Origin of the sequence: Vallitalea guaymasensis, from assembly GCF_018141425.1 — a bacterium.
Lineage (GTDB): Bacteria > Bacillota > Clostridia > Lachnospirales > Vallitaleaceae > Vallitalea > Vallitalea guaymasensis.
In genome coordinates, this window is the sequence record NZ_CP058561.1 from 4,305,929 (window position 1) to 4,328,928 (window position 23,000).

General features: G+C 29.0%; 24 protein-coding genes and 1 riboswitch. Of the genes, 21 read left to right on the forward strand and 3 right to left on the reverse strand.

The features are described from left to right. The first annotated feature begins 19 nt into the window (after positions 1-19). The 4 genes from fmt (at position 20) to HYG85_RS18435 (ending at position 3,363) form a co-directional block, all read left to right on the forward strand. Positions 20-961, forward strand: coding sequence for a methionyl-tRNA formyltransferase (gene fmt, locus HYG85_RS18420; protein WP_212690895.1), 942 nt, complete (start codon positions 20-22; stop codon positions 959-961). 334 nt (positions 962-1,295) lie between these two features. Further along, positions 1,296-2,330 carry a fibronectin type III domain-containing protein gene (locus tag HYG85_RS18425; protein ID WP_212690896.1) on the forward strand — a complete coding sequence of 345 codons (1,035 nt, stop codon included), beginning with the start codon at positions 1,296-1,298 and terminating at the stop codon, positions 2,328-2,330. Positions 2,331-2,501: 171 nt separating this feature from the next. After that, on the forward strand, positions 2,502-2,903 hold the full coding sequence (locus HYG85_RS18430; protein ID WP_212690897.1) for a hypothetical protein: 402 nt from the start codon (positions 2,502-2,504) through the stop codon (positions 2,901-2,903). A 121-nt stretch (positions 2,904-3,024) separates the two neighbouring features. Then, the gene (locus HYG85_RS18435; protein ID WP_212690898.1) at positions 3,025-3,363 is read left to right on the forward strand and encodes an SH3 domain-containing protein; all 339 of its coding nucleotides are present in this window, start codon (positions 3,025-3,027) and stop codon (positions 3,361-3,363) included. A 118-nt stretch (positions 3,364-3,481) separates the two neighbouring features. Here HYG85_RS18435 and sugE read toward each other — a convergent pair whose 3' ends face one another. After that, on the reverse strand, positions 3,482-3,805 hold the full coding sequence (gene sugE, locus HYG85_RS18440) for a quaternary ammonium compound efflux SMR transporter SugE (protein WP_212690899.1): 324 nt from the start codon (positions 3,803-3,805) through the stop codon (positions 3,482-3,484). A 61-nt stretch (positions 3,806-3,866) separates the two neighbouring features. Continuing rightward, positions 3,867-3,964: riboswitch (guanidine-I (ykkC/yxkD leader) on the reverse strand. A gap of 128 nt (positions 3,965-4,092) precedes the next feature. Between sugE and HYG85_RS18445 the strand changes: the two genes are divergently transcribed. From HYG85_RS18445 to HYG85_RS18465, 5 genes are all read left to right on the forward strand, one after another. Continuing rightward, the gene (locus tag HYG85_RS18445) at positions 4,093-4,665 is read left to right on the forward strand and encodes a TetR/AcrR family transcriptional regulator (protein WP_212690900.1); all 573 of its coding nucleotides are present in this window, start codon (positions 4,093-4,095) and stop codon (positions 4,663-4,665) included. 80 nt (positions 4,666-4,745) lie between these two features. Continuing rightward, complete coding sequence (locus HYG85_RS18450; RefSeq protein ID WP_212690901.1) at positions 4,746-5,720, forward strand: alpha/beta fold hydrolase; 975 nt, start codon at positions 4,746-4,748, stop codon at positions 5,718-5,720. Between the two features lie 150 nt (positions 5,721-5,870). Beyond that, positions 5,871-6,311 carry a GyrI-like domain-containing protein gene (locus HYG85_RS18455; RefSeq protein ID WP_212690902.1) on the forward strand — a complete coding sequence of 147 codons (441 nt, stop codon included), beginning with the start codon at positions 5,871-5,873 and terminating at the stop codon, positions 6,309-6,311. Between the two features lie 369 nt (positions 6,312-6,680). Continuing rightward, the gene (locus tag HYG85_RS18460; RefSeq protein ID WP_212690903.1) at positions 6,681-7,499 is read left to right on the forward strand and encodes a creatininase family protein; all 819 of its coding nucleotides are present in this window, start codon (positions 6,681-6,683) and stop codon (positions 7,497-7,499) included. 159 nt (positions 7,500-7,658) lie between these two features. After that, positions 7,659-8,213 carry a DUF6144 family protein gene (locus tag HYG85_RS18465; protein ID WP_330619129.1) on the forward strand — a complete coding sequence of 185 codons (555 nt, stop codon included), beginning with the start codon at positions 7,659-7,661 and terminating at the stop codon, positions 8,211-8,213. Between the two features lie 40 nt (positions 8,214-8,253). On the opposite strand, the gene HYG85_RS18470 is transcribed toward HYG85_RS18465, so the two are convergent. Beyond that, positions 8,254-8,481, reverse strand: a complete 228-nt coding sequence (locus HYG85_RS18470; RefSeq protein WP_212690905.1) for a hypothetical protein — start codon at positions 8,479-8,481, stop codon at positions 8,254-8,256. A gap of 230 nt (positions 8,482-8,711) precedes the next feature. Here HYG85_RS18470 and HYG85_RS18475 point away from each other — a divergent pair, with 230 nt between their 5' ends. Continuing rightward, positions 8,712-9,194, forward strand: coding sequence for a hypothetical protein (locus HYG85_RS18475; protein ID WP_212690906.1), 483 nt, complete (start codon positions 8,712-8,714; stop codon positions 9,192-9,194). 185 nt (positions 9,195-9,379) lie between these two features. Here the strand turns inward: HYG85_RS18475 and HYG85_RS18480 are convergent, their stop codons facing one another. Continuing rightward, on the reverse strand, positions 9,380-10,138 hold the full coding sequence (locus HYG85_RS18480; RefSeq protein WP_212690907.1) for an abortive infection system antitoxin AbiGi family protein: 759 nt from the start codon (positions 10,136-10,138) through the stop codon (positions 9,380-9,382). Positions 10,139-10,444: 306 nt separating this feature from the next. On the opposite strand from HYG85_RS18480, the gene HYG85_RS18485 reads away from it, so the two are divergent. The 11 genes from HYG85_RS18485 (at position 10,445) to HYG85_RS18535 (ending at position 22,967) form a co-directional block, all read left to right on the forward strand. Further along, positions 10,445-10,957: a hypothetical protein gene (locus HYG85_RS18485; RefSeq protein WP_113675943.1), complete on the forward strand. Its 513-nt coding sequence runs from the start codon at positions 10,445-10,447 to the stop codon at positions 10,955-10,957. Between the two features lie 26 nt (positions 10,958-10,983). After that, positions 10,984-11,709, forward strand: coding sequence for a helix-turn-helix domain-containing protein (locus HYG85_RS18490; protein ID WP_212690908.1), 726 nt, complete (start codon positions 10,984-10,986; stop codon positions 11,707-11,709). A 73-nt stretch (positions 11,710-11,782) separates the two neighbouring features. Continuing rightward, positions 11,783-12,958, forward strand: coding sequence for an alpha/beta fold hydrolase (locus HYG85_RS18495; RefSeq protein WP_212690909.1), 1,176 nt, complete (start codon positions 11,783-11,785; stop codon positions 12,956-12,958). 9 nt (positions 12,959-12,967) lie between these two features. Next, a complete protein-coding gene (locus HYG85_RS18500) occupies positions 12,968-13,618 on the forward strand; it encodes a hypothetical protein (RefSeq protein WP_212690910.1) in 651 nt (216 codons plus the stop codon). A 66-nt stretch (positions 13,619-13,684) separates the two neighbouring features. Further along, positions 13,685-14,107: a hypothetical protein gene (locus HYG85_RS18505; protein ID WP_212690911.1), complete on the forward strand. Its 423-nt coding sequence runs from the start codon at positions 13,685-13,687 to the stop codon at positions 14,105-14,107. 49 nt (positions 14,108-14,156) lie between these two features. Then, positions 14,157-14,981 carry a hypothetical protein gene (locus tag HYG85_RS18510; RefSeq protein ID WP_212690912.1) on the forward strand — a complete coding sequence of 275 codons (825 nt, stop codon included), beginning with the start codon at positions 14,157-14,159 and terminating at the stop codon, positions 14,979-14,981. A gap of 446 nt (positions 14,982-15,427) precedes the next feature. Further along, positions 15,428-16,693, forward strand: coding sequence for a sugar ABC transporter substrate-binding protein (locus HYG85_RS18515; protein WP_212690913.1), 1,266 nt, complete (start codon positions 15,428-15,430; stop codon positions 16,691-16,693). Positions 16,694-16,795: 102 nt separating this feature from the next. After that, positions 16,796-17,695 (forward strand): carbohydrate ABC transporter permease, encoded by a 900-nt coding sequence (locus HYG85_RS18520; protein WP_212690914.1) that lies wholly within the window; start codon positions 16,796-16,798, stop codon positions 17,693-17,695. A 25-nt stretch (positions 17,696-17,720) separates the two neighbouring features. Further along, positions 17,721-18,545 carry a carbohydrate ABC transporter permease gene (locus HYG85_RS18525; RefSeq protein WP_113675948.1) on the forward strand — a complete coding sequence of 275 codons (825 nt, stop codon included), beginning with the start codon at positions 17,721-17,723 and terminating at the stop codon, positions 18,543-18,545. 13 nt (positions 18,546-18,558) lie between these two features. Then, positions 18,559-21,906 carry a cellobiose phosphorylase gene (locus HYG85_RS18530; RefSeq protein ID WP_212690915.1) on the forward strand — a complete coding sequence of 1,116 codons (3,348 nt, stop codon included), beginning with the start codon at positions 18,559-18,561 and terminating at the stop codon, positions 21,904-21,906. A gap of 74 nt (positions 21,907-21,980) precedes the next feature. Further along, positions 21,981-22,967 carry a LacI family DNA-binding transcriptional regulator gene (locus tag HYG85_RS18535; RefSeq protein ID WP_212690916.1) on the forward strand — a complete coding sequence of 329 codons (987 nt, stop codon included), beginning with the start codon at positions 21,981-21,983 and terminating at the stop codon, positions 22,965-22,967. Positions 22,968-23,000 lie beyond the last annotated feature (33 nt).

The window sequence follows — 23,000 nt, forward strand, 5'->3', positions numbered from 1 at the left end:
GAAAGGAACGGTAATAATAATGAAAGATTTGAAAGTAATATTTATGGGTACACCTGAATTTAGTGTAAATGTACTTAATAGTTTAATTCGTAATACTAATGTAATAGCAATAGTAACTAAACCAGATAAATTAGTTGGGAGAAAACAAGTATTGACAGAATCAGCTGTAAAAAAGGTCGCACTTGAAAACAATATAAAAGTAATGCAACCAACTAAAATAAGAAATGAATATCAAAGTGTAATAGATTTAAATCCTGATATCATTATAACTTGTGCATATGGTCAATTTCTCCCAAAAGAAATATTAGATTATCCTAAATATGGTTGCATAAATGTCCATGCATCACTTCTTCCAAAATTAAGAGGAGGAGCACCTATTCATAGAGCGATTATTGATGGATATACCACTACAGGTATAACCATAATGTATATGGGGCAAAAAATGGATAATGGTGATATAATAAGCCAAAAAAGCATTGAAATAGAAAAAACTGATAATGTAGGTACGTTACATGATAAATTAAGCTTTTTAGGTGCAGGATTATTAATAGAAACATTACCAAATATTATAAGTGGACATATAAATAGAATAGTCCAAAATGAAGAAGAAGTAACATTCGGTTATAATATATCAAGAGAAGATGAACATATAGATTTTAATAAAACAAAAATAGAAGTACTTAATAAAATAAGAGGGCTTAATCCATGGCCATCATCTTATGCAATTTTAGATAATGTAGAAATAAAAATATACGAAGCTATTATAGGTGAAGATATTTATAAAGAAAAATCAAACGGAGAAATAGTAAAATTATACAAGGATGGAATAGTAATTAAAGTATCCGATGGGGAAATTATTTTAAAAACAATAAAACCTTCAGGTAATAAAAAAATGAGTGTGAAAGATTATCTTAATGGTTATAAAGAAAAAAACAATCTAATTGGTAAGGTGTTCAGGTAATTTATGAATAGTCCCTCATCGAGTGTGGTTAACCTCCACTTACCACAGCCATGTCCGCTTAATAGGGATATGTGTCTGGTTATCGGTTGGTAAATATTAATAAAATAATAATAGGGTAAAGGTATAAACCTTGAACCCTATTTTTTATTTATGATATTATCTTAAAATAAGTAGTGAATTAATAAGAACAACTAAATTAAATATAAGGTAATAATATGTCGAAAAAACTACAATATTTAATTATACTACCTAATATTAGTAATTATAAGGCTATATATTAATTGAATAGTATGGTATAATTTGCCATATTAAATGAAAAAAAGGATGAGATATTATGAAAAATATTAAGAAGTTAGTTTTATTTATTACAATGTTGATAGTAATTAGTGGGGTTAATGTATATGCTGCAACAGTGGGAAATCAATTAACTAAACCAGAGGCTGGATGGAAAAGAATAGAACAATCTGATAACTATATTGTATTTAAAGGAGATAATTGGACATTAAATTATCCTGCACCAACAAAATCTGGGGGAACCACAACATTTATAAAAGAAGGTGTATCTTCAGAAGATATTCTTGAAGCATCTGTATCTTTTGCTTTTAAAGGAAGTAAGTTGAGAATAATAAGTGATAGCTATTATCAGAGAAGTAAGGAGATTGGAGTAAAGATAGATGGACAACTTGTTACTACATATCAAGAATATATAAGTGGCGACAGTTTATTAGAACAAGCTTTAGTTTGCGAAATAACAGGATTAGAATTTGATTATCATTCAGTGGAGATTTATTCTATAGACGGAGTAAGGTATGGTTTAGATTCAATAGATATTGACGAAAATGGCATTTTGCTTGATCCAACATTACTTGAATCACCATCAAACCTTATAGCATCACCAAGTAACGAACACGTAAAGCTTACATGGAATGCAACAGATAAAGCTGAAAGTTATACTATATTGAAATCAACTACATCAAGTTCAATAGACACAGTTATTGCTTCTAATGTAACAGATACAACTTACATAGACAATGATGTTGAACCAGGAGTAACTTATTACTATGTAGTAAGAGCAGTAAAAGATGGTGTGGAAAGTACAGATTCAAATGTAGCATCGGCTATGATTGAGAAAAATAATAATAGAGCACTTTTACTAATTAAACTATTAGATGAAAATGATAAAGAGTATGACTTACCTATAAGTGACGTAGATACTTTCATGAATTGGTATTTTGAAAGAGGCGAGGGACAAGGACCAGCGTATTATGTTTTTAATAAAAGCTTTAATGTAGGACCTTATCTAAGCAGAAAAGATTATATTACTTATAATAAAATAATTTGTATTGAAGTAAATGAATATGAAGAGTAATGTATATATGCTTAAATAGATGTTGATACATATATAGAACTTGCTTTCTTAATTAAAAGTGGGTTCTTTTTTATTGATTATTATTAAATTATCTGCTAATATTAACTGGTAATATCGGGAAAATACTATATACTATAACATTATTAAAAATATGTTTAAAGGAGAAAATGGATGAAACTAAATAAGTTATTAATAACAAGTATCCTGATTCTTTCAGCGGCTATAATTTTTGGTTCTGTTTGGATAGGAAATGCTATAAAAAGTACAAACAAAGAGTCTGATAGTAAAGTAGGTAATAAAGCACAAGAGTTAGAAGGTCAGGTAGTCAGCTTGAATATTACTGACAAAGCATTATTAACAGAGAAAGAGGTTGCCCAATATTTAGGTATCCATCAAGATAAGCTTAATATAATATTACAGAAAGAAAAGATAGAAAGGCAAAAATTGAGTAGTTACGATACTTATAGATATATGCCTTATATTGAAATTGATGATGAAAAATATTTTTTGAAAAATGAAGTAGATGAATGGTTACAATATCATTCGAGTAATAGAAGTAAATTTAATACATAGGATTATTTGAGATAAATACCTTGTCTTTTTTTGCGAATTCTATATTCAGAAATTTACAAAAAATTTATCACCTAAATGTTAATATATGTACTGAGTTAATCAAAAATGAAAGGAGGATTTTATGAGTAAAAAGGTAGTAGCATTATTTTTAGTGATGGGAGTTATATTAACATTTAGTCAAAATACTTTTGCAAAAGACACTATGAATAATTCAAAGAATAATATGATCTTAACTGAATCAATTGGACAAGAATTTATATCAGATGGATACGTATATGGTGATAATGTATATTTTAGAGAAGAACCTAATCCATCTTCAACTATATTAGGAGTGTTTGATAAAGGAGAAAGAGTAGCTTACTATGGTAATGATGGAGCTTATCAATATGTATACAGATATAAGACTGGACAATTTGGATACGTTCATTTCAGGTATCTATACTTTGTTAACGAATACTAAGAACTGATTAATACATATTTCAAAATAAGCCTATAAATATAATTTTTATGTATATAGGCTTATTTTTATGTAATATTATTAACTATATCCTAATTAATTAAGAAAAGTATAATTATAATTAATGATTAATAGACGTTATTTTAAGTCCAATAATACCTATCAAGATTAATAGTAGGAAAAAAATACGTGTTAAACTACAAGGTTCTTTAAATAATAATATTCCTATGATTATTGAACCTAGGGCACCTATTCCAGTCCATATAGCATATGCTGTACCCATTGGTAGTACTTTAGTGGCTATGGATAGAAAATAAAAACTTATTATCATTCCTAATACAGTAATTATTGATGGGTATAATCGGGTAAAGCCGTTAGAATATTTTAAGGCAGTTGCCCAAACTACTTCAAATGCACCAGCAATAATTAGATAAAACCAAGACATTTTATTACCTCCTTTAGTATAAAAACAAAAAAATAAAACCCAGAAAGATATTAAAATAATATCCTCCCGGGTTTTTGTCCCTCCGTGTACATAGTTACCTATGCGTTTTCTCTTGGACCAGACCAGTCTATGAACTGCGGAACCCTAGAAAACATTTATCTGCTATATTATGAATCATATACTCCAAAGTGTCAATAGAAAATTATAAATTAGATTATTGACATGTGGTATAAATTAAAGTATACTTAACTGGTAAGTGATTACTCACTAAATTAGTGTTGTAGGAGATGATTAAAATAAATACTAGACAAAAATTATTAAAAGCTACAATGGAATTAGTTAATGAATTTGGATTACACAACACACCAACCTCAAAAATAGCCAAGTCAGCAGGATTTTCTGAAGCTACAATATATAAAAATTTTTCAAGCAAAGATGAATTGATTATTGAAGTATACCTAGAAATCAAAGCTGACTTAAACCAAGCATTTTCAGTAGGTGTTGATCATAGTATTGCATTTGAAGAAAGAACAAAAAAAGCATTAACTAATTATTTGAACTATTTTTTAAGTCACCCTGATGAATTAATGTATTTTCTTCAATTCAGTAATTCATTTTACATGAATAAAGTAGTACATGAAATGGGTAAGACTAAGTTAGAATATGTTAACCAATATATTACTGAGAATATTGAAAAAGGGTATATAAAGAATATGCCATTCGCATTTTATGAAGCATTTGTTAATGCACCTATTCTTGAAGTTGCTAGGGCTTGCCATATGGGAGGATTAGAAATTTCTAATGAATTAAGAGAGATGGTAATTACAAATGTAATAGATATAATGCTAGTAAATAAATAAATTTTTTTTAATCTTAGGTTAGCAATTACTTACTAACAATTTATTTTATAAAAATTACAATAAAAGAGAGAATGATTTTTATGTCTAATTTATCAAAAGTAAAAGTTTCTTTATGGAGTAGATTCAATGCTAGTGCTTTTTTAACGATAACACCTGAATATTTTTCGATTAAAAAAAATCAAAGCAAGAGGCAAGACAAGCAACCTACTTTTAGAAAGTTAACCCAACTTCCACTAAAATATAAGGAAATAGATGGGGTTAAAATACGTTATGCTCATGAAGTTAAACCCAATAGACCTACAATTATTTTATTAAGTCCCCTTCCGCAAAGTATAGTAGCATACGCTCCTATTTGGAATAAACTAAAATCAGATTATAATATTTATGCTTATGATATGCCAAGTTTTGGTCGCAGTGAAGGTGGAGAAGAATACATGAATTTTAAAATGCAAGGTATATTCTTGGAAAAATTCATTGATCATTTTAATATAAAAAAACCTCATATTGTGGGACCTGATGTTGGTATGGCAGCAGCACTATATTATGTGTGTAATTTGCCTAACGAAGTAGAAAGCCTGATTATTGGAGATGGTCCTGGTGTAAGTCCTTCTCAAAATGGTAGTCTAATAAATAAAATTGTAAAGTCTGGATTTTGGAGAAAGGTATTTAGTATAGTTGGTTCAGAAACATTTGTTTTTGTAGGTAGTCGATTAGGTTATGTTAATTATCAGCCTAATCAAGAAGAGATAGATGACTATAATTTATCATATAAAAATAGAGTGGGTACGATTACTAAGTGGTTCAAAAATTATCCTGACAGTCTTGCAACTGTTGATCCAAAATTAGAAAAGATAGACAAACCTGTTCTTGTTTTTTGGGGAAATGATGATAAGTTATTATTACCAGACAATGCAAGAAATTTGCATAAGAGATTAAAGCGTAGTAAATTACACATTTTTAAAAATTGTGGTCATTTCTCTTATCAAGATAAATATGAAGAATTCAGTGAAATGTTACATGAGTGGATAAGTAAAGATTATAATCACAAGAAGTAGAATGCTCTGAAAAATCTATGTTCAGAAAAATGGATATAGGTTTTTGTTTGCATATAAATAAATAATTTGATATTATAAAATAAGATAATTTTATAACTAAATATAATATTTATTTAATTATCTAATATAACTTAAAAGGAGAATAAAAGAATGGAAAATGTACGTATTTATGAAATACCTTCTTGTAAAATGGTTTCTTCTCAAGTAGGAATGTTTGGGGATGGTAAACTTGAGAAATTTGATGAATGGTTCAGTACTTTACCAAGACCTATGTTCCCAAAAGATTTTTTGTGGTATGACGAGAAAAAAGGTGGTTTTGTATGGTATTACATTTACAGCGAAGATATGACTATACCAGATGAATTTGAAATCATTGATTTCCCTGGAGGACTATATGCTGTTGCTACAGATATTGATGGACAGGATAATTCCAAGGTATTAAATGCAATAAAAGAATTTATCAAAGAAAAAGAATGTTATGACGAAGATTCCACTAGAGCATATCTGGGAAATATAATAACTCCACCATCAGCTAATACAGCTATGGGATATAACCAAATGGATTATTATATACCAATTAAAATTGTATAATAGAATAAATAAAATCTTTAAAGTATCTATTGTTTCAGTACATAATATAACCCTATCTAAAATCATAAGCTGAATATTACCTTATCTATTACTCCAAGTTAGATTATTAGCTTAAGATCACTTTCAATTTTATTTTCCAAAATAGATGTATAGACAACTAAATAAGAGTATCCATAATTCTTAATACATTAAGGAGGAAGGAAATGAATCATTTTTATAGTAAATGAGTTAAAAATAGACAATGACAAAATAGAACACTATAATTTTATTTGAAATAAACTATTATTTCTGATAGTATTATAACACCAATAGCAATAAGGATATATTGTTACTGGTAATAATAATTTATAGTAAATGGAGGATGTATATATGAACAACAAATCTATCTTTGATAAAACTATGGCAGATATGACATACCAAGAAATTGAAGAATTCATAGAAAAAGAAGCAGTAGTATTATTTCCAATAGCAGTCATTGAGGAACATGGACCTCATTTACCATTGGGAACAGATACATATTTAACATATTCAATGTTAAGATATATACAGGAAGATTTGAGTAAAATGAATATTGATTCTATAATAGCGCCTCCGTTCTATTGGGGAATAAATAAGGCAACAGGTGGGTTTGTAGGGTCTTTCACTGTAAAAGTGGATACGATGAAAGCAGTACTAAAAGATACCATTGAATGTCTTGATAGATGGGGTTTCAAAAAAGTCTTTTTCATCAATCTGCATGGAGATTCATTACATTGTAAGACGATTTTAGATGTAGCAAAAGAAATATATGAATCCCATATGAAAATAGATGCTTACGATATAATTCCAGAGTTTTTTAAAAATGCATGTGGACTAGACGGTAAGGAGCCATACATATTAGTTCAAGAGGATGATGGAGATTTTGATGATAAACAAGAATATATAGATATACATGCTGGCGGTTTTGAAACAAGTCTAATGTTAATAGACTTTAAAGAGTTAGTGGATGAAGATAAAGCAAGAAAGCTTAAATCATCAAAAACAACTTTTCAGGATTTAAGGAAATGGCAGCAAGGAGGGGAAAGTGCTAAAGAAGTAACTCCCCTAGGGTACTGTGGTGATCCTTCAAATATTAATTTGAAAGATGCTGCAGGGTTCATAAAGGGTTTTTCAGATATAACTGCTAGACTAATAAAAAATACTTTATAATATAATAAGATTGAGGGCTTGCTTGATTAATAGAAGTAAGTCCTTTTAATTGATTATTAAGATATTATTAGCTAACATTAAATATATTGATTTTATCTTAATTATAGGCTAATGGACTATAGCTAGTTGTATTTAGAAATAATTAAAAGGGGGAAGATGTTGAAACTAATAAATAACGAAGTAAAAAAGCTTATTGATAATATAAGAAAAAACAGCAGTTCGGATGTTGCACATAAAATAGCTTTAGGAATTGATTTACCAGTCAATCCTACACCCATTGAAAAAAGTGAATGGGTAAGATATATATCAACTGAACTTGAAAAGCATTTTGATGAAAAAACCATAAAGAAGATCAGGATGGGGTGTTATTGTACAGAAAATGGGAAATTAGAAGAATCTAAAACATTTATAAAGAAAATTTATGATAATTCTGTATCGATGACAGATTTCGTTAACAAAATGAATGAGTATCAAGCAGGATGGTATATAAAAGATGGGAATTTACATACAAAATATTATTTGTGTCCATGTCCAATGCTTGAAGCTGTTAGTAGTCTACCAACTAAGACTTGGTGCTATTGTACAGTAGGATATAATAAGGAAATATTTGAATATGTTTTTAATTGTGAAGTTGATATTGAACTATTAGAAAGTATTAAGATGGGTGATAATCAATGTCTAATGAAGATTATTCCGCTTTCTAAAAAACAATAATAAATAAGATTTGTATAGTATAAAAAAGTAGCATATACAGCTACTTTGAAGGATTTGTAGTACTTAATGATTTTGATATCTTGACTATACCAAAGATAAAAAGAGCCATCATTAATACAGAACCGATAGTAGAGCCAATAGCAAAACCTGAATCAAAATTCAATTCGTTAGATTGAATAAATATTAGAAATATGGTACCTAATAACTTAAAGAAGTTAATTAGTGTCAAAATTGAAAGTACTATTATTCCAATAATTTTGGGTGCCATCTTGAATGTACCTCCTTTATATCATATTAATTCATATTATAACATTTTTCTGAATAAATTGATATAATATTTGTTGAAATTTCTCAAAATATAGATAAAATACAGTGATTAAATAAGAAGAATAAGAAAAAAATTACTTTAATATATAAAATAATTATATGTATTTTTGAAATTGTGTGATATAATTCAAAATATACACAAATTAGAAAATTATATACAGGAGGGTATTAATGAGAAAAAGAAGTTTTGTAGTAATCTTAACTCTTTCAATTATGTTGTTATTAAATGGTATGACTTGTTTAGCGGCTCATGGCGAAAATACTTTAAGACCTGGTGAATCTCTAAGTATGTGGCAGTGGATTGAATCCAGTAATCATGAATATTTACTTCAAATGCAAACAGGTGGAAAAATGGTTCTATATAGTAAAAGTAGAGGTGTACTTTGGACATCACCAATATCATATTATCCAGGATATAATCATAGACCTAATAGATTTATAATGCAACACGATGGTAATTTGGTTATGTACCATAATTTGTTTCCTAGTAAACCAGATCCTGGTGACATAGGTGATCAGACTTTGTATGATATGCCAGTCTGGGATTCCAAAACATATAATAACCCTGGTGCACATCTTATACTTCAAGATGATGGTAATCTAGTGATTTACCAAGGAACTCAACCACTTTGGGCAACAGGAACTAATCTATAGCACTTAATAAGCATTTTAGTTTTTTGACTCCAATATGAAATAATTTGTGTATATAAATAATGGGAAATAGGATTTCATAATAATGGATTCATTCTTTATTAAGGAGTCCTTTTTTTCAAGTATCCAATTACTTGTAACTTATCTATTTAAAATATATAATTTAATGATGGTAGTTTTGTAGGTAACTAAAAATTCATTTCTATGTCTTCACTTTTAATGATTTTCGTTTTAACTATTTCTCTATAAGGGTTATCTTTATAATTAGTATCAAAGAACTTGCATAGATAACGAATTTCCTCATTGCTTTTAACAATGATAAAGTTTATATCTTCTAATTCAAAGTTAAGGACATGATAATTTTTCATGGTTTCATTATATTCTTCAATCTTTTCTTCTTGTATTTCTGAACATAAATACAATTGCTTAATATTATCTTTTTTTATTATAATAGAGTCTTTTTCTTCTTCCAAAGGAATATATCTCCATTCTCTTTCGTTATAATAATCTTTAGCACCTGCTTCAATACGCACAGGTTTATAATTCATAAAAGTGTACTCGAGTGCTTTTTTTAGTCTATTTAAATCAAAATTGTCAAAGTTGATACTTTTGTTGTTGGTTATCATATCAATACATGCATCATATTGTATTTTAATTGCGTGAATGAAGTTTGAGTTTTCATTATAATAGTTTATTGGATTAATTCTATTAGTCATTCCCCATTTTTTGTTGAATCCAATAGCATAACAGCCGTATTGTTCTATATGTTTTTTTACTAAAGACAATGGAATATCACAAAAACATTTCATCAGAATATAGACCGGTTCATTAAAAAACACGGATTGTTCTTTATAATATCTAGGAGAAAATTTATTGTTTAAGATATCTTCCAAGAAAGAAAATTCCTTCATAAAATGAAATAAGGTTTCTGCACTAATAATACTCATATATTAAGCTTCCTTTTCTGTATTTTAATATCTAAGGGCACAATTGTATAAGTTGAATTATATAATGACCTACAGTTCCCTTTGAGACTAAAATAGTTTGTAGTGGTATGATGTTATTTTATACAATGCAAACAAGATATATACAGAATATTTTGCTCGATATTGTTGCTTATTCCCGAATTATCTGTTAATATTAAATGAGAATTTAAACAAGATTGTATATAATCAAGTAGAAAAAATCTATGTAATAAATAAGTTTATACAATTAAAAAAGAAAAATAACATTAATAAAAAAGGTGATTATGCATGAAGAAAAAGTACTATTTAATATTTATACCCATTATTTTGTTCTTATTAATATATTCATTAAGAGTAAATACTAATTTAAATAAGATGAAAGAAACATATGACAATAAACAGAAGATGATTATGAATGATCATATACTCAGCTTTAATATTATTGGCGATTTATATGGTGATGAAATATTAGAAACTGAATTTCCACAGATTGAAATACAGAACATAATAAATGCTCTAAAAAAAGCTGATATAAGTAATATGCATTTATTTGAAGATGATAGTTTGGACATTAGTAAATTCTATAGAGAATATACACATCTATTGGAACAATACAAAATGGAACAAATTAGAGAGGGCGTCATTGAAGAGGAACAAAAGTTCAAAGATGTTATTAACGACCTTAACATTATAAAAGGTTGGTTAGAAGATAGATATCATGAAGATAACTACCAGCCATATACATATCAAGAATTGAAAGAGCAGTTAAATGATAAGTTGAAATATGCAAATTTTGAGTAAGACTATGAGTATTAACAAAGTTAGAGGTGATAAATATTTCCAATATCCATTATCTAAAAGACCATATATTATTATTTTCTGAAAAAACTCCTAACAAACATAAACATTTTGCCAAACATCTTATATATGGAGTAGATGGAAATCTTGAATGTGCTATTGGAGATAAAAAGGTAATTTGTAGGGGAATATGTATTGAATCAAATGTCCTTCATACTGTACTAACTCAAAATACAAAAAGGATAATATTATTAATTGATGAAACAAGTGAAATTGCACGTTCAATCAGCTATAAGTTTCTCAAAGGTCAAAAATATAAAATAATAGATGAAGAAATTGTTAATCAAGTTTCAACTTATTACTATAAGTGTAAAGATACTGAAGAACTTGATGAAAAAATATTATCAATATGCGATATTCAAAATTTTAACCAAATAACTTATGATGATAGAGTAATTAAAGTTATTGATGAAATTGATAGAACTGAAAGCATACAGAAAGATATTTTTGATAAGCTAAGTAATATTGCATATCTATCACAGAGTCGTCTTTCACATCTTTTTAGAGAGCAAGTAAAGATATCTTTAGCAAGTTTTTTAGTAATGGCAAAAATGCATAAGACCTATAATTATTATATGCGTGGAGAAAATTTAACTACAGCTTCTATACATGCAGGATTTGATAGTTCATCACATTTTTCTGCAACGTGTAAAAAGATGTTTGGATTATCATTTTCGGATTTTAAGAGAGATTAAGTTAGCGTTTATTTAAAAGTTTCCTTTTTTACAGTGAGATATAATACACACAAAAAAAGGAGATTTTTATATAATGAAGAAAATAGAACTCAAAAAAGGGTCATATAGACTTAACAAACAGGATAACTTCAATTTTCAGCTTAATAGGGTTATTATGTGGGATGGTGGAAGACTAGAAGATGTTGAACCTATTTCAAATAAAATTACTGATAGTAAAAGCTGGAAAGAACAACTTATTAAACTTGGTGATATAGCAATAAAAGAAAATCGTACAGAGAATGCAATAGCTTATTATCGTATGAGTGAATTTTTTATGTATGACGGAGATGAAGATAAACTAAAATATTATCAGCTTGCTACAAAGCTTTTTTATGATTATTACCAAGATCATTTTTCAAATAATAAAGTAAAAAGGTTAAAGGTAGACTATGAAGGGGTTGCGCTACCGGTTATGTATACGAAGGCTATTGGAGAGAAGAAGGATACGATTCTTCTTCATGGAGGCAATGATTCATACTATGAAGAGTTTTTCTATCCAATGCTTTATTTTGCTGAGAATGGTTTTGATGTCTATTTATTTGAAGGTCCCGGTCAAGGCGGGGTAGTAAGAGAACAAGGAAAACATTTCACACCATATTGGGAGAAACCAGTAAAGGCAATTCTTGATGCATTAAAACTTGAGGATATAACCATAATTGGAGCATCTCTTGGTGGTATGCTTGCTCCACGAGCCGCTGCATTTGATAAAAGAATAAAAAGGGTAATTGGATGGTCTATATTCCCAAATTTTCTTAGCGTTGCTCTTTATTCATTTCCAAAATCAGCTAGAGGGATTGTTAAATGGATGCTTAACAATAACTTCAAGTGGATTATAAATTCTAAAGTAAAAAAGCTAATGAAAAAAGATCCAACAGTTGATTGGGGAATAAAACATGGTATGTATGCATATGAAGTTGAATCCCCATTTGAATATCTGAAGAAGCTGAACACCTATCAAATGGTTGATGTTGGTCATAGAATTAATCAGGATATGTTAGTAATAGGTGCTGAAAAAGACCATTTTATCAACAAGGAACTCTATAAAGAAGAGTTGGATTCATTAGTTAATGTACGTTCTCTAACTTACCGATTATTTACTGAGAAAGAATATGGTGAAGGACACTGTAATGTAGGATGCTCAAAACTTTGTTTTGATACAATGATTAATTGGATAGAGCAGATGAAGAAGAGAGATTCATATATGGGGTGATTATATTTCATGCTAAATACAAAAGATATATATCGTGATTATTTAAATTCGTTAATTAAAGAATCAGTACATACTATTGAAAATGATTTATTGGGTTTAATTACTCAAAACGATTTCTTGACAAAAGTAAGAATAATGCTTTTGAAAGAACAAAGATACAATGAATTAGCATCTATCTACGAACTTATTGGAATGAACTATAAAAGTGCTAATAAACTATTTTTCAATAATTATCTTACTTATAATTATCAAGCCCATAGTTTGCTTAATGTAAGTTGTTACTATTATAAATATATAAATAGTGAATACTCAAATTTACTAGCACAATTAATTGCTTTCTCACAGAAAAAGGTATTGAATCAAAATGTTAATATTAGGCTTGCCAATGAATATGCAATGAATGTTGAATTACTGGGTGATATATATTTATTGCTTGATAATAATAAATCTAAGAAATATTATAGTAAAGCAAAAGTTTTGTATGAAGATGTTGACCGCTATGACCAACTTTCTAGTGGTAATGAATATTGGTGTGCTGATGTATTAAGAGAAACAAGTATAGCATTAAAAGAATGCTTTAATATTGAACTGAATTTTAGTGATTTAGGAATAGAACGAATACAACAAAAAAGTGAGTTATTCAATATAATAAATCAATGATTTTAACAAAATGCATATTTTGTATATTGTAGAAGGTGTTTAAGACTTTAAGGAATGGTGTTAATTATGAGAAGATATAAGAAAATAATAATATTACTCTTAATATTAGTACTTATTATCTTAGTGGTTAAATATATATCAACAAAGCCTACGCTACATGAAGAAAATATAAAAAGCATAACCATAGCTACCCTTCCATCTCCGCCAAAAGTTAAGAAAATAACCAGAAAAGAAGATATAGCCAAATTCGTTAACTACTATAATCAAATAAAAGGTAAACCATTAATATTAAGAGCTTTTCAAAGTCAGAAAGGTTGGGAACTGCTAATTAAGATTAATAAGGGTTCACATACCTTAACATTCATAGGAAACGAAATTGAAGTAGATGGTCATTGGTTTGTGGTTGATGATGAAGTAAAAGAGAATGTTAAAAAGTTATATAATGATTTTAATTATGAAGAAATGGATTATATAATGTATGAGCAGTAATTGATAACTAATGCAAGAGATAAGGATATAATATATGAGGAGTAATTATATGAACAAACGTTTAAAAATGAGTGTAATATGTATATTGACCGTAATTGTTGTTATTTTGATAATAGGATATAGAGAATATAGTTATAGTATAAGGTGTGACAATAATATAAATGAACTAATTGATAAATCATTAGCAGTTTTAAAAGAAAATATTGATTTAGAAGATTTTAGCATTTTTAATAGTTTTAATGATGATGAAATCGATAAAGTGAAGCCAAATTATTTTGCATCTCTGATTATATCAATAAGTGTAGATGTTATATTGATTGGTCTACTATGTTTTTGGGGAATAATGTATTTGTTAAATAGAGGTAAAAAAAATATTGATTATAAAGATAATCAAATACAAGAAAAAGTTTTGGAATTTTCGCTAATATGGTTAAATATATATAACATAGTTTTTGTGACTATAACATTTTTATTTCACCAAGGATTTTCATATTATACTAAAACCCTATATGAATTTGTGTATTTCCAAGATTATCGTATAATTATTTATAGTGTTATAATGTTGATTTCCAGTATAATAGTAGTTGTTGCATACAAAAGAAAATTAAATATTTTTTGGTATGCTAATATAATTGGATTGATTTATATTTTAATAATCAAAATAGGTGAAGTCATTAATAAATATGACTATATTGGGAATATTAATATACATTTGACTGAGTTAACAAGCATCTTAATACTAAGCGTTTTATTATATAAATCCATTATACATATAAAAAATAGTTTTAATAATGAAGACAAGAAAAATATGCTGACAGTAAGTGGATTCATATTTTGTGGAATCCTGTTACTAATGTTTTTAGAAGTTATTTAGCCTATTTATTAAGATAATAAAATATTTATGCCACATAAATCACAGGAATTAATTATTTCCTGTGATTTTTATATGCCATTTTATGAGATTTATTAATCCTTTTGTTGGAATAAAAATTGACAATATGAGGGATACTCAAATATAAAAGAATAAAAAAGTAATAGAGCTAAAAGAGGATAAATCAGATGAAAAAACCTATATATAGGTGAAACGTATCGAATAAAAATATAATCTTGAATATAATATTGCTCAAAATAAAACATAGAATGAGGCAAAATATAACAATATAAATTCAAATAAAATAAAAAAAATATACAAATTATAAAAAATAAACTTGAAAAATATAAAATAAGATGTTATTATACTTACAAGCTAATAAAATTTTTTTGGCTAACAGTTTAAACGTTTCGAAAACATTATATTGATAATTAAAGGAGGAAATAATTATGAGTAAGAAATTTTTAGCAGGAGTTCTCTGTATGTTATTGACTGTATCACTTTTTGTAGGATGCGGTTCAAAAGATGATAGTACTCCAAAAGAAAATGACTCGAAAACAGAAGGTGTAGATGAAAAAGTAACTTTAAATATATGGGGTATGGGTGAAGAAGCAAAATTATTATCAGAGATTGAAAATGATTTTGAAACAAAAAATCCTAATATTGATATGGTTGTACAAGCTATTCCTTGGGATCAGGCACATGATAAATTATTAATGGCAGTTGCTTCAGGTAAAGGACCAGATGTTGTTCAATTAGGTACAACATGGATTCCAGAATTTGCAGAAGCTGGAGTATTAAAAGATCTAACACAATATATTGACGAGTATCCTAATCTAGACCCTGCTAATTACTTTGATAGTTCAGTAGGTACTACAAAATTTGATGGTAAATATATAGGGGTACCTTGGTATGTTGATACACGTGCTATGTTCTACAGAACTGACTTATTAGAAGAAGTAGGATATCCTGAAGGACCTAACACATGGGATGAATTAAAGGACGCAGCGACTAAGCTATCAGCAAGAGGAGATGAGTACTACGGAATAAGTTTTGACTTAGCAGACCAAGTATTCTCAATTCCTTACGGATGGCAAAATGGTTCAGAAATAATAAAAGATGGTAAACCTCTATTTAATGAGCCAGAATATGTTGAAGCAGTAAAATATCTTAATAGTTTCTTTGAAGAAGGATTAGCACCAATTCAGGATGATATGGATTTAATCCAAGCTTTCAAAGAAGGAATCAAACCAATGTTTGTAAGTGGACCATGGATGATAAACATTATCAAGAATCAAGTTCCAGAGATAGATGGAAAATGGGCTGTTCGTACTGTTCCAGCTAAAGAAAATAATACATCATCTGTAGGTGGTTCCAATCTTGTTATTTTTGATAATACTAAAAATGAAGAAGCAGCTTTGAAATTCATTTCTTATATGACAGAAGTAGAAACACAAGTAAAATGGTTTGACGTAGCGAAATGCTTACCTGCAAGAACAGAAGCATGGAATGATGATAGCCTTGTAAGTGACCCATTCTTCAGTGCTTTTGGAGAACAAATGAAAAATTCAAAAATAGCACCATTTATTCCAGAGTGGGAATCTATAGCAATGGAAGTTAAGAAAAGCCTCGAAGAAATTAGTATCGGTGGAGCTGATATTGAAACAGAATTAGATGAATTGAACAAGACAGTTGAAAAGATGCTTGATAAGTAATTAGTTTTAATTACTTATACATAAAATAAGGGGCTGTCGGATAATACATTTTTTTGGATGGCTATCCGACAGCCCCATTTTAATCAGAAATCAGGTGACTAAATGAAAAATTTTATCAGTAAATTGAATAAATACAAATATCCTTACTTATTCATAGCTCCAGCTATTATATTGCTATTTATGTTTTCTATCATTCCAATTTTTGTTTCTGTAGGAATAAGCTTCACAGACATGAATATCAAAGGATTAGCTAACTTTAATAATATTGATTTTATTGGACTTGAAAACTATATTGAATTATTGAAAGATGCTGATTTTCATCAAGCGATTCGTAATACAATATTTTATGTTGTGATTGGTGTACCTTTTGTAGTTTTCTTATCTCTTACATCAGCACTTTTGATAAATTATGGTACAGAAAAGATATTTTCCTTTTTTAGAGTAGTATACTATGCCCCTGCCGTTACTAATATCGTTGCAGTAGCAGTTGTATGGGGATTCTTATATAATACAAATTACGGTCTTTTGAATAATATCTTAAATGGATTAGGATTAGAAGGACTACGATGGTTGCAAGATCCTATACTTGCAAAGATATCACTTATTATTTTAGCTGTGTGGAAAGCTATAGGAATAAATATGTTGATATTTTTAGCTGCCCTAAAGGGTATACCAAAATCATATTATGAAGCAGCTAAAATTGATGGAGCTAAGAAATTCCAGACTTTACGTTATATCACATTACCTCAGTTAAGGTTTTCTACATTCTTTGTTACTATAACGACTTTAATAGGTTGGATACAATTTTTTGAAGAACCAATGGTCATGACAAGCGGAGGACCTCTGGGACAAACCAATTCAATGGCATTATTCATCTATCAGAATGGATTTAAGCAAAGTCAGTTTGGATATGCTGCTGCAGGTTCATTTGTATTATTTGTAATCATTATTATAGTAACGCTTATACAATTTAGAATGAACAAACAAGATGCATGGGAATAAAACTATGATAACTGAGGTGAGAAAAATGAAAAAAGATAAAATGAAAATAGATAAGATTATTGTGATAATATTACTTACCATAGGTGGTATTTTAATGTTGACACCATTCATTTGGATGATTTTTTCTTCATTCAAACATGCAAATGAAGCTATGCTTGTACCGCCAACTTTATTTCCCAAAGTACCAACATTAGAAAATTATATAAAATTATTTGAAGAATTGAATTTCTTGGTTTACTTGAAAAACACTTTAATAGTAGTTGCCATATTCTTTATTGGATTATTATTCAATGCTATGGCAGGATATGCCTTTGGTAAATTTAAGTTTCCTGGGAAGAAGTTTCTATTCTATATGGTACTTGCAACAATGATGATTCCCTCACAGGTTACTATGATTCCAGTTTATCTCATACTTAATAAGATGGGACTTATTAACACTATGTTAGGTATTGTGCTTCCAGGTCTTGTAGGTGCATTTAATATATTCCTCTTCAAGCAGTTCATGGGAGGAGTTCCTAATGAACTAATGGAAGCTGCCAGAATAGATGGCGCAGGGGAATATTATATATTTTTTAAATTGATTATACCAATATCAAAACCGATTTTAGCAGTACAGGGAATATTGACATTCATAGCAGGATGGAATAATTTTTTATGGCCGTTGATAATTGCCAATGATGAGAAATTCTATACATTATCCGTAGGATTATCTTTATTAAAGGGACAAAATGTAACCAACTTCGCTTTACAGATGGCAGGTGCTTCAATAATGGTAGTACCTATAATGATTATTTTTTGCATATTCCAGAAACACATCATGGAAGGATTTGTGACTTCAGGAATAAAATAGGAGGATGCACATATTGAGATTAAGACAAGAAAATAATCTTATAAGTATTAAAAAAGATAGTACGCAATTTGCTTTTTTAGATACAGGAGATTTAAGAGAAATAAGAAACAATGAAATAATGATCAATCAGATGATAGGTGACCCTATCTATGGTTCAATAAATAATATATATCTTCGTATTTACAAAGATACTAAGATTGAAAACTATAAATTGTTAGGTATAAATTCTAATAGTTTATTTTCCTATAATGATGAAAGTGTTAGATGGGAAGGTAATATTGAAGGAATAATATATAAAATAACACTTACTCTAGTTAATGAAAGTACATGGTGTTACGATATCATACTGGATGGAAATAATGAAACGGTAGATATAGTATATGGACAAGATATAAGTATTGCAGATAAAGGTGGAGTATTAGCCAACGAATTGTACATCAGTCAATATATAGACCATAAAGTCTTAAAAGGAAAGTGTGGATATATTATAAGTTCCAGACAAAATCAAAAACAATCTTGTGGATATCCATATATTCAACAGGGAAGCAAAGATATAGAAATTGTAGGTTATTCAACAGATCAGTCACAGTTTTTTGGAAAGTCATATAAAAAGAATAATCAAGAAGTAGCTTTAGAAGGTAATCTTGAAAATGAGAATTATCAATATGAATTAAGTTATATTGCTCTTCAAACTGAAAAAATAACACTGGACAAACCAGTAAATTTCGGATTTTATGGAGTATTTCAAATGAACTTCAAAAAAGCTGTTAGTGCAATTGAATTTAATGAAGAAAAAGAAAATGCATGGAAGTATATTGATAAGGCAAAAAAAGATGATTTTATAAGAGTCAAAAAAGTTAGTTTATCTAATAGTATAGGTGAACCTTTATATAGTGATGCATTTAGTGACCATGAGTTAGATAAATATTTTCCTACACGAATTCTAGAAGAAAGAGCTCAAGATAAATTGCTTTCCTTTTTCAGTAATGGGCATAGGCATATTGTTTTACAAGAAAAAGAATTGCTGGAAGAAAGACCTAGCGGACATATCATTGCAAATGCCATAGATGAGAAAAAAATAAGTAAAGAGACTATAACGTCTACTAATTATATGTATGGTGTTTTTAATTCACAGCTTGTAGCAGGTAATACCTCTCTTAACAAGATGGTGTCTCAAACAAGAGGAACATTGAATATACAAAAGAATTCAGGACAACGCATTTATATAAAATGTAATGGAAGATACCGTATTTTAACTCTACCTGCTGCATATGAGATGGGACAGAACTTTGCAAGATGGTACTATAAAGTTGATGGAGATATGTTGATTGTTACTAGTTATGTAGCGGCTGATTCTTCAGATGTTATATTAGAAATTAAATCTGAACTTGATAGAGCATATGAGATGCTTATTACTAATCAATTGGTAATGGGAGAGCATGAATTTCAAAATCAATGTGAAGCTGAGATAGATAATAATAGAATAGTCCTTAGACCAGATTCTAATAGTTTCACAGCAGGAGTTTACGAGAAGCTTCATTATACTATTAAGTTGAATGGTTCACAAATGGATGTTATACAAGATAATATATTCTTTGAAGATGACAAGGTTCGTAATGGTACATTATTAACACTGAAAATTATGCCTTCGTCATCTGTACAGTTAATTATATCAGGGAATCTTGGATATAGAGAAGACAAAACATATAATTATAGTTTTGAAACAGAGAAGAAAAAATATGATGAATTCTACGAAAGACTTACTTGTGGTTTCAGCTTAGATTTACCAGGGAAAGATAATTCTGACTTAGTTAAGATAAATGAGATTTTCTGGTGGTACACACATAATGCCATGGTACATTATGCTGTACCTCATGGATTAGAACAACCAGGTGGAGCAGCTTGGGGAACTAGAGACATCTGTCAGGGACCTATTGAATATTTTATGGCGACTCAGCATTATGAAGTGGTTAGAGATATAATCATTGAAATATATTCACATCAGTTTTTTGAAAATAAAGAATGGCCTCAATGGTTCATGATTGATGATTATCATATACAACAGGAAGATTGTCATGGAGATGTAGTGCTTTGGCCGTTGAAAGTAGTTGGAGATTATCTAAGAGTTACAGGTGATGTGGATATTCTGAATAAATCAATTGGTTTTAGAAATATTGATGGTAGCATAGCTAATGAGCAAAGAACACTTTTAGAACATATGAAATATGCTGTAGATACCATAAAACAGCGTTTCATGCATGATACAACTTTAATCTCTTATGCTGGAGGAGATTGGGATGATACACTTCAACCTGCCAGTGAAGAATTAAAAGAGAAATTAGTAAGTTCATGGACTGTAGCACTTACATATCAGGTAATTAAACAACTTGGTGAAGTTCTTGAACAAGTAGATAAGGACTGGTCCAAAGAACTTATAGGATTGTCAGAAGCGATCAATAAAGATTTTAATGAATTATTGATAAAAGGTGAAGTGATTGCAGGATTTGCGTATTTTGAAAATGAAAAAGATATGGAATATATGCTTCATCCAGAAGATAGTAAAACAGGTATTGAATATAGATTGTTGCCTATGACAAGAAGTATAATTTCGGAATTAGTATCAAAACAGCAAGCTGATATGAATATAAGCATTATAGATGAACACCTTAATTGTACTGATGGAGTTAGACTCATGAATCGTCCTGCAAGTTACAAAGGTGGAGTCATTGAATATTTTAAAAGAGCTGAACAAGCATCTAATGTTGGAAGAGAGATAAGTCTAAATTATATTCATGCTCATATTAGATATATAGAGGCTGTGGCTAAGTTAGGATTGGCTCAGGAAACATGGGAAGCAATGATGAAGATAAATCCCATACTTATAAAAGAAAAAGTTCCAAATGCAGAAATAAGACAGAGCAACACATATTTCAGCAGTTCTGAAGGAATGTTCAATGATAGATATATATATCAAGAGAACTTTGATAAGCTTCGTAATGGTGATATAGGTGTAAAAGGCGGATGGCGTATATATTCAAGTGGCCCTGGAATATATCTGAATCAAATTATAAGCAATATCCTTGGTATAAGGATGACATCTGATTCAATAATTATTGATCCTATTCTTAGTAAGGATTTGGATGGATTGATTATGAATTATAATTATATGAGAAAACCTGTTAAATGGATCTATCATATAAAGGGTGATACAGGTACAATAAGAAAAGTTATTGTAAATGATAAAGAAATAGATTTTGACATAATTGATAATGAATATCGTCAAGGTGGAGCTATCATCGATAAGAATATTTTTGAAGATATTTTGAAGCAAGAAGGTATTGTTAATATCTACGTTGAGTAAGTTATATTAGTTTTAGTATATTAATGTGATATGTTATAATAGGTAAAAACAGGGATAGAAGAGGGTGATGATAAGTGCCTACAATAAAAGATGTAGCAAAATTAGCAGGTGTTTCTATATCCACAGTATCATATGCTCTAAACGGAACAAGAAGCATAAGCGAAGAAACCAAGAAAAAAGTCTATGCTGCTGTAAAAGAATTGGATTATAAACCTAGTGGTATTGCAAGAAGCTTAAAAATGAAAAGAAACCAAATGATAGCAGTAGTGGTAAATGAATTCATTGGACCTATATATCAAGAAATCATGCACGGTGTAAGTAAAGCTGCTAAAAAATATGGGTATGAAGTTATTGCAGCTGAATGCTTTTCAGAGAAAAGTGAAATAACAAAAGTATTATCTGAAAGATTTGTGGATGGCGCTGTTATTTTGGCTTCATATCTAAGTGATAATATGATAAAAGACCTAGCAGGGGATAATTTCCCTATAGTAGTTTTAGATAGAGAAATAAAAAATAAAAATATAACTAGTATTCTAATTAATAACGAATCAGGAGCTTATGAGGCAATTAACTACTTTTATGAAAATGGACACAGAAAAATTGGTTTCCTAGGAGGTCCAAACAATTCTTATGATAACAATACACGTTATAAAGGATTTAAAAATGCTATGGATAAATTTAATTTGGATTTTCCAAAACAGTGGTGTCTAACTTCTAATTTTACAGAAGAAGGAGGATACCAAGTTGTTAGAGAGTTCTTGGAAAATATTCCTTTAGAAGAGTTGCCTAGTGCTTTTTTTGTTAGTAATGATGAAATGGCAATAGGTGCCATGCGTGCTTTTAAAGAGTGCGGAATCAGTATTCCAGAGCAAATGGCAATTATCGGGTTTGATGATATAGAGCTATGTAAATATGTTACTCCTAATCTAAGTACTGTACATAGACCATGTTTTGGACTAGGGACAATGGCTGCCAACAGTCTTATAAGTAAATTAGAAGGAGAAAAGGTTTCTAATTTAATAAGTCTTTCATCAGAACTTGTTATCAGGGAAAGTTGCTAACAGTTAATGATATAATTATTCCATGTGAGGTGT

Bases quoted from the DNA above. Each gene is read 5' to 3' on its own strand.
- HYG85_RS18510 (WP_212690912.1), top strand. From the start codon at position 14,157: ATGAACAAACGTTTAAAAATGAGTGTAATATGTATATTGACCGTAATT.
- HYG85_RS18445 (WP_212690900.1), top strand. From the start codon at position 4,093: ATGATTAAAATAAATACTAGACAAAAATTATTAAAAGCTACAATGGAA.
- HYG85_RS18480 (WP_212690907.1), bottom strand. From the start codon at position 10,138: ATGAGTATTATTAGTGCAGAAACCTTATTTCATTTTATGAAGGAATTT.
- HYG85_RS18430 (WP_212690897.1), top strand. From the start codon at position 2,502: ATGAAACTAAATAAGTTATTAATAACAAGTATCCTGATTCTTTCAGCG.
- HYG85_RS18505 (WP_212690911.1), top strand. From the start codon at position 13,685: ATGAGAAGATATAAGAAAATAATAATATTACTCTTAATATTAGTACTT.
- HYG85_RS18455 (WP_212690902.1), top strand. From the start codon at position 5,871: ATGGAAAATGTACGTATTTATGAAATACCTTCTTGTAAAATGGTTTCT.
- fmt (WP_212690895.1), top strand. From the start codon at position 20: ATGAAAGATTTGAAAGTAATATTTATGGGTACACCTGAATTTAGTGTA.
- HYG85_RS18525 (WP_113675948.1), top strand. From the start codon at position 17,721: ATGAAAAAAGATAAAATGAAAATAGATAAGATTATTGTGATAATATTA.
- HYG85_RS18475 (WP_212690906.1), top strand. From the start codon at position 8,712: ATGAGAAAAAGAAGTTTTGTAGTAATCTTAACTCTTTCAATTATGTTG.
- HYG85_RS18460 (WP_212690903.1), top strand. From the start codon at position 6,681: ATGAACAACAAATCTATCTTTGATAAAACTATGGCAGATATGACATAC.
- HYG85_RS18515 (WP_212690913.1), top strand. From the start codon at position 15,428: ATGAGTAAGAAATTTTTAGCAGGAGTTCTCTGTATGTTATTGACTGTA.
- HYG85_RS18495 (WP_212690909.1), top strand. From the start codon at position 11,783: ATGAAGAAAATAGAACTCAAAAAAGGGTCATATAGACTTAACAAACAG.
- HYG85_RS18520 (WP_212690914.1), top strand. From the start codon at position 16,796: ATGAAAAATTTTATCAGTAAATTGAATAAATACAAATATCCTTACTTA.
- HYG85_RS18425 (WP_212690896.1), top strand. From the start codon at position 1,296: ATGAAAAATATTAAGAAGTTAGTTTTATTTATTACAATGTTGATAGTA.
- sugE (WP_212690899.1), bottom strand. From the start codon at position 3,805: ATGTCTTGGTTTTATCTAATTATTGCTGGTGCATTTGAAGTAGTTTGG.
- HYG85_RS18470 (WP_212690905.1), bottom strand. From the start codon at position 8,481: ATGGCACCCAAAATTATTGGAATAATAGTACTTTCAATTTTGACACTA.
- HYG85_RS18485 (WP_113675943.1), top strand. From the start codon at position 10,445: ATGAAGAAAAAGTACTATTTAATATTTATACCCATTATTTTGTTCTTA.
- HYG85_RS18450 (WP_212690901.1), top strand. From the start codon at position 4,746: ATGTCTAATTTATCAAAAGTAAAAGTTTCTTTATGGAGTAGATTCAAT.
- HYG85_RS18435 (WP_212690898.1), top strand. From the start codon at position 3,025: ATGAGTAAAAAGGTAGTAGCATTATTTTTAGTGATGGGAGTTATATTA.
- HYG85_RS18500 (WP_212690910.1), top strand. From the start codon at position 12,968: ATGCTAAATACAAAAGATATATATCGTGATTATTTAAATTCGTTAATT.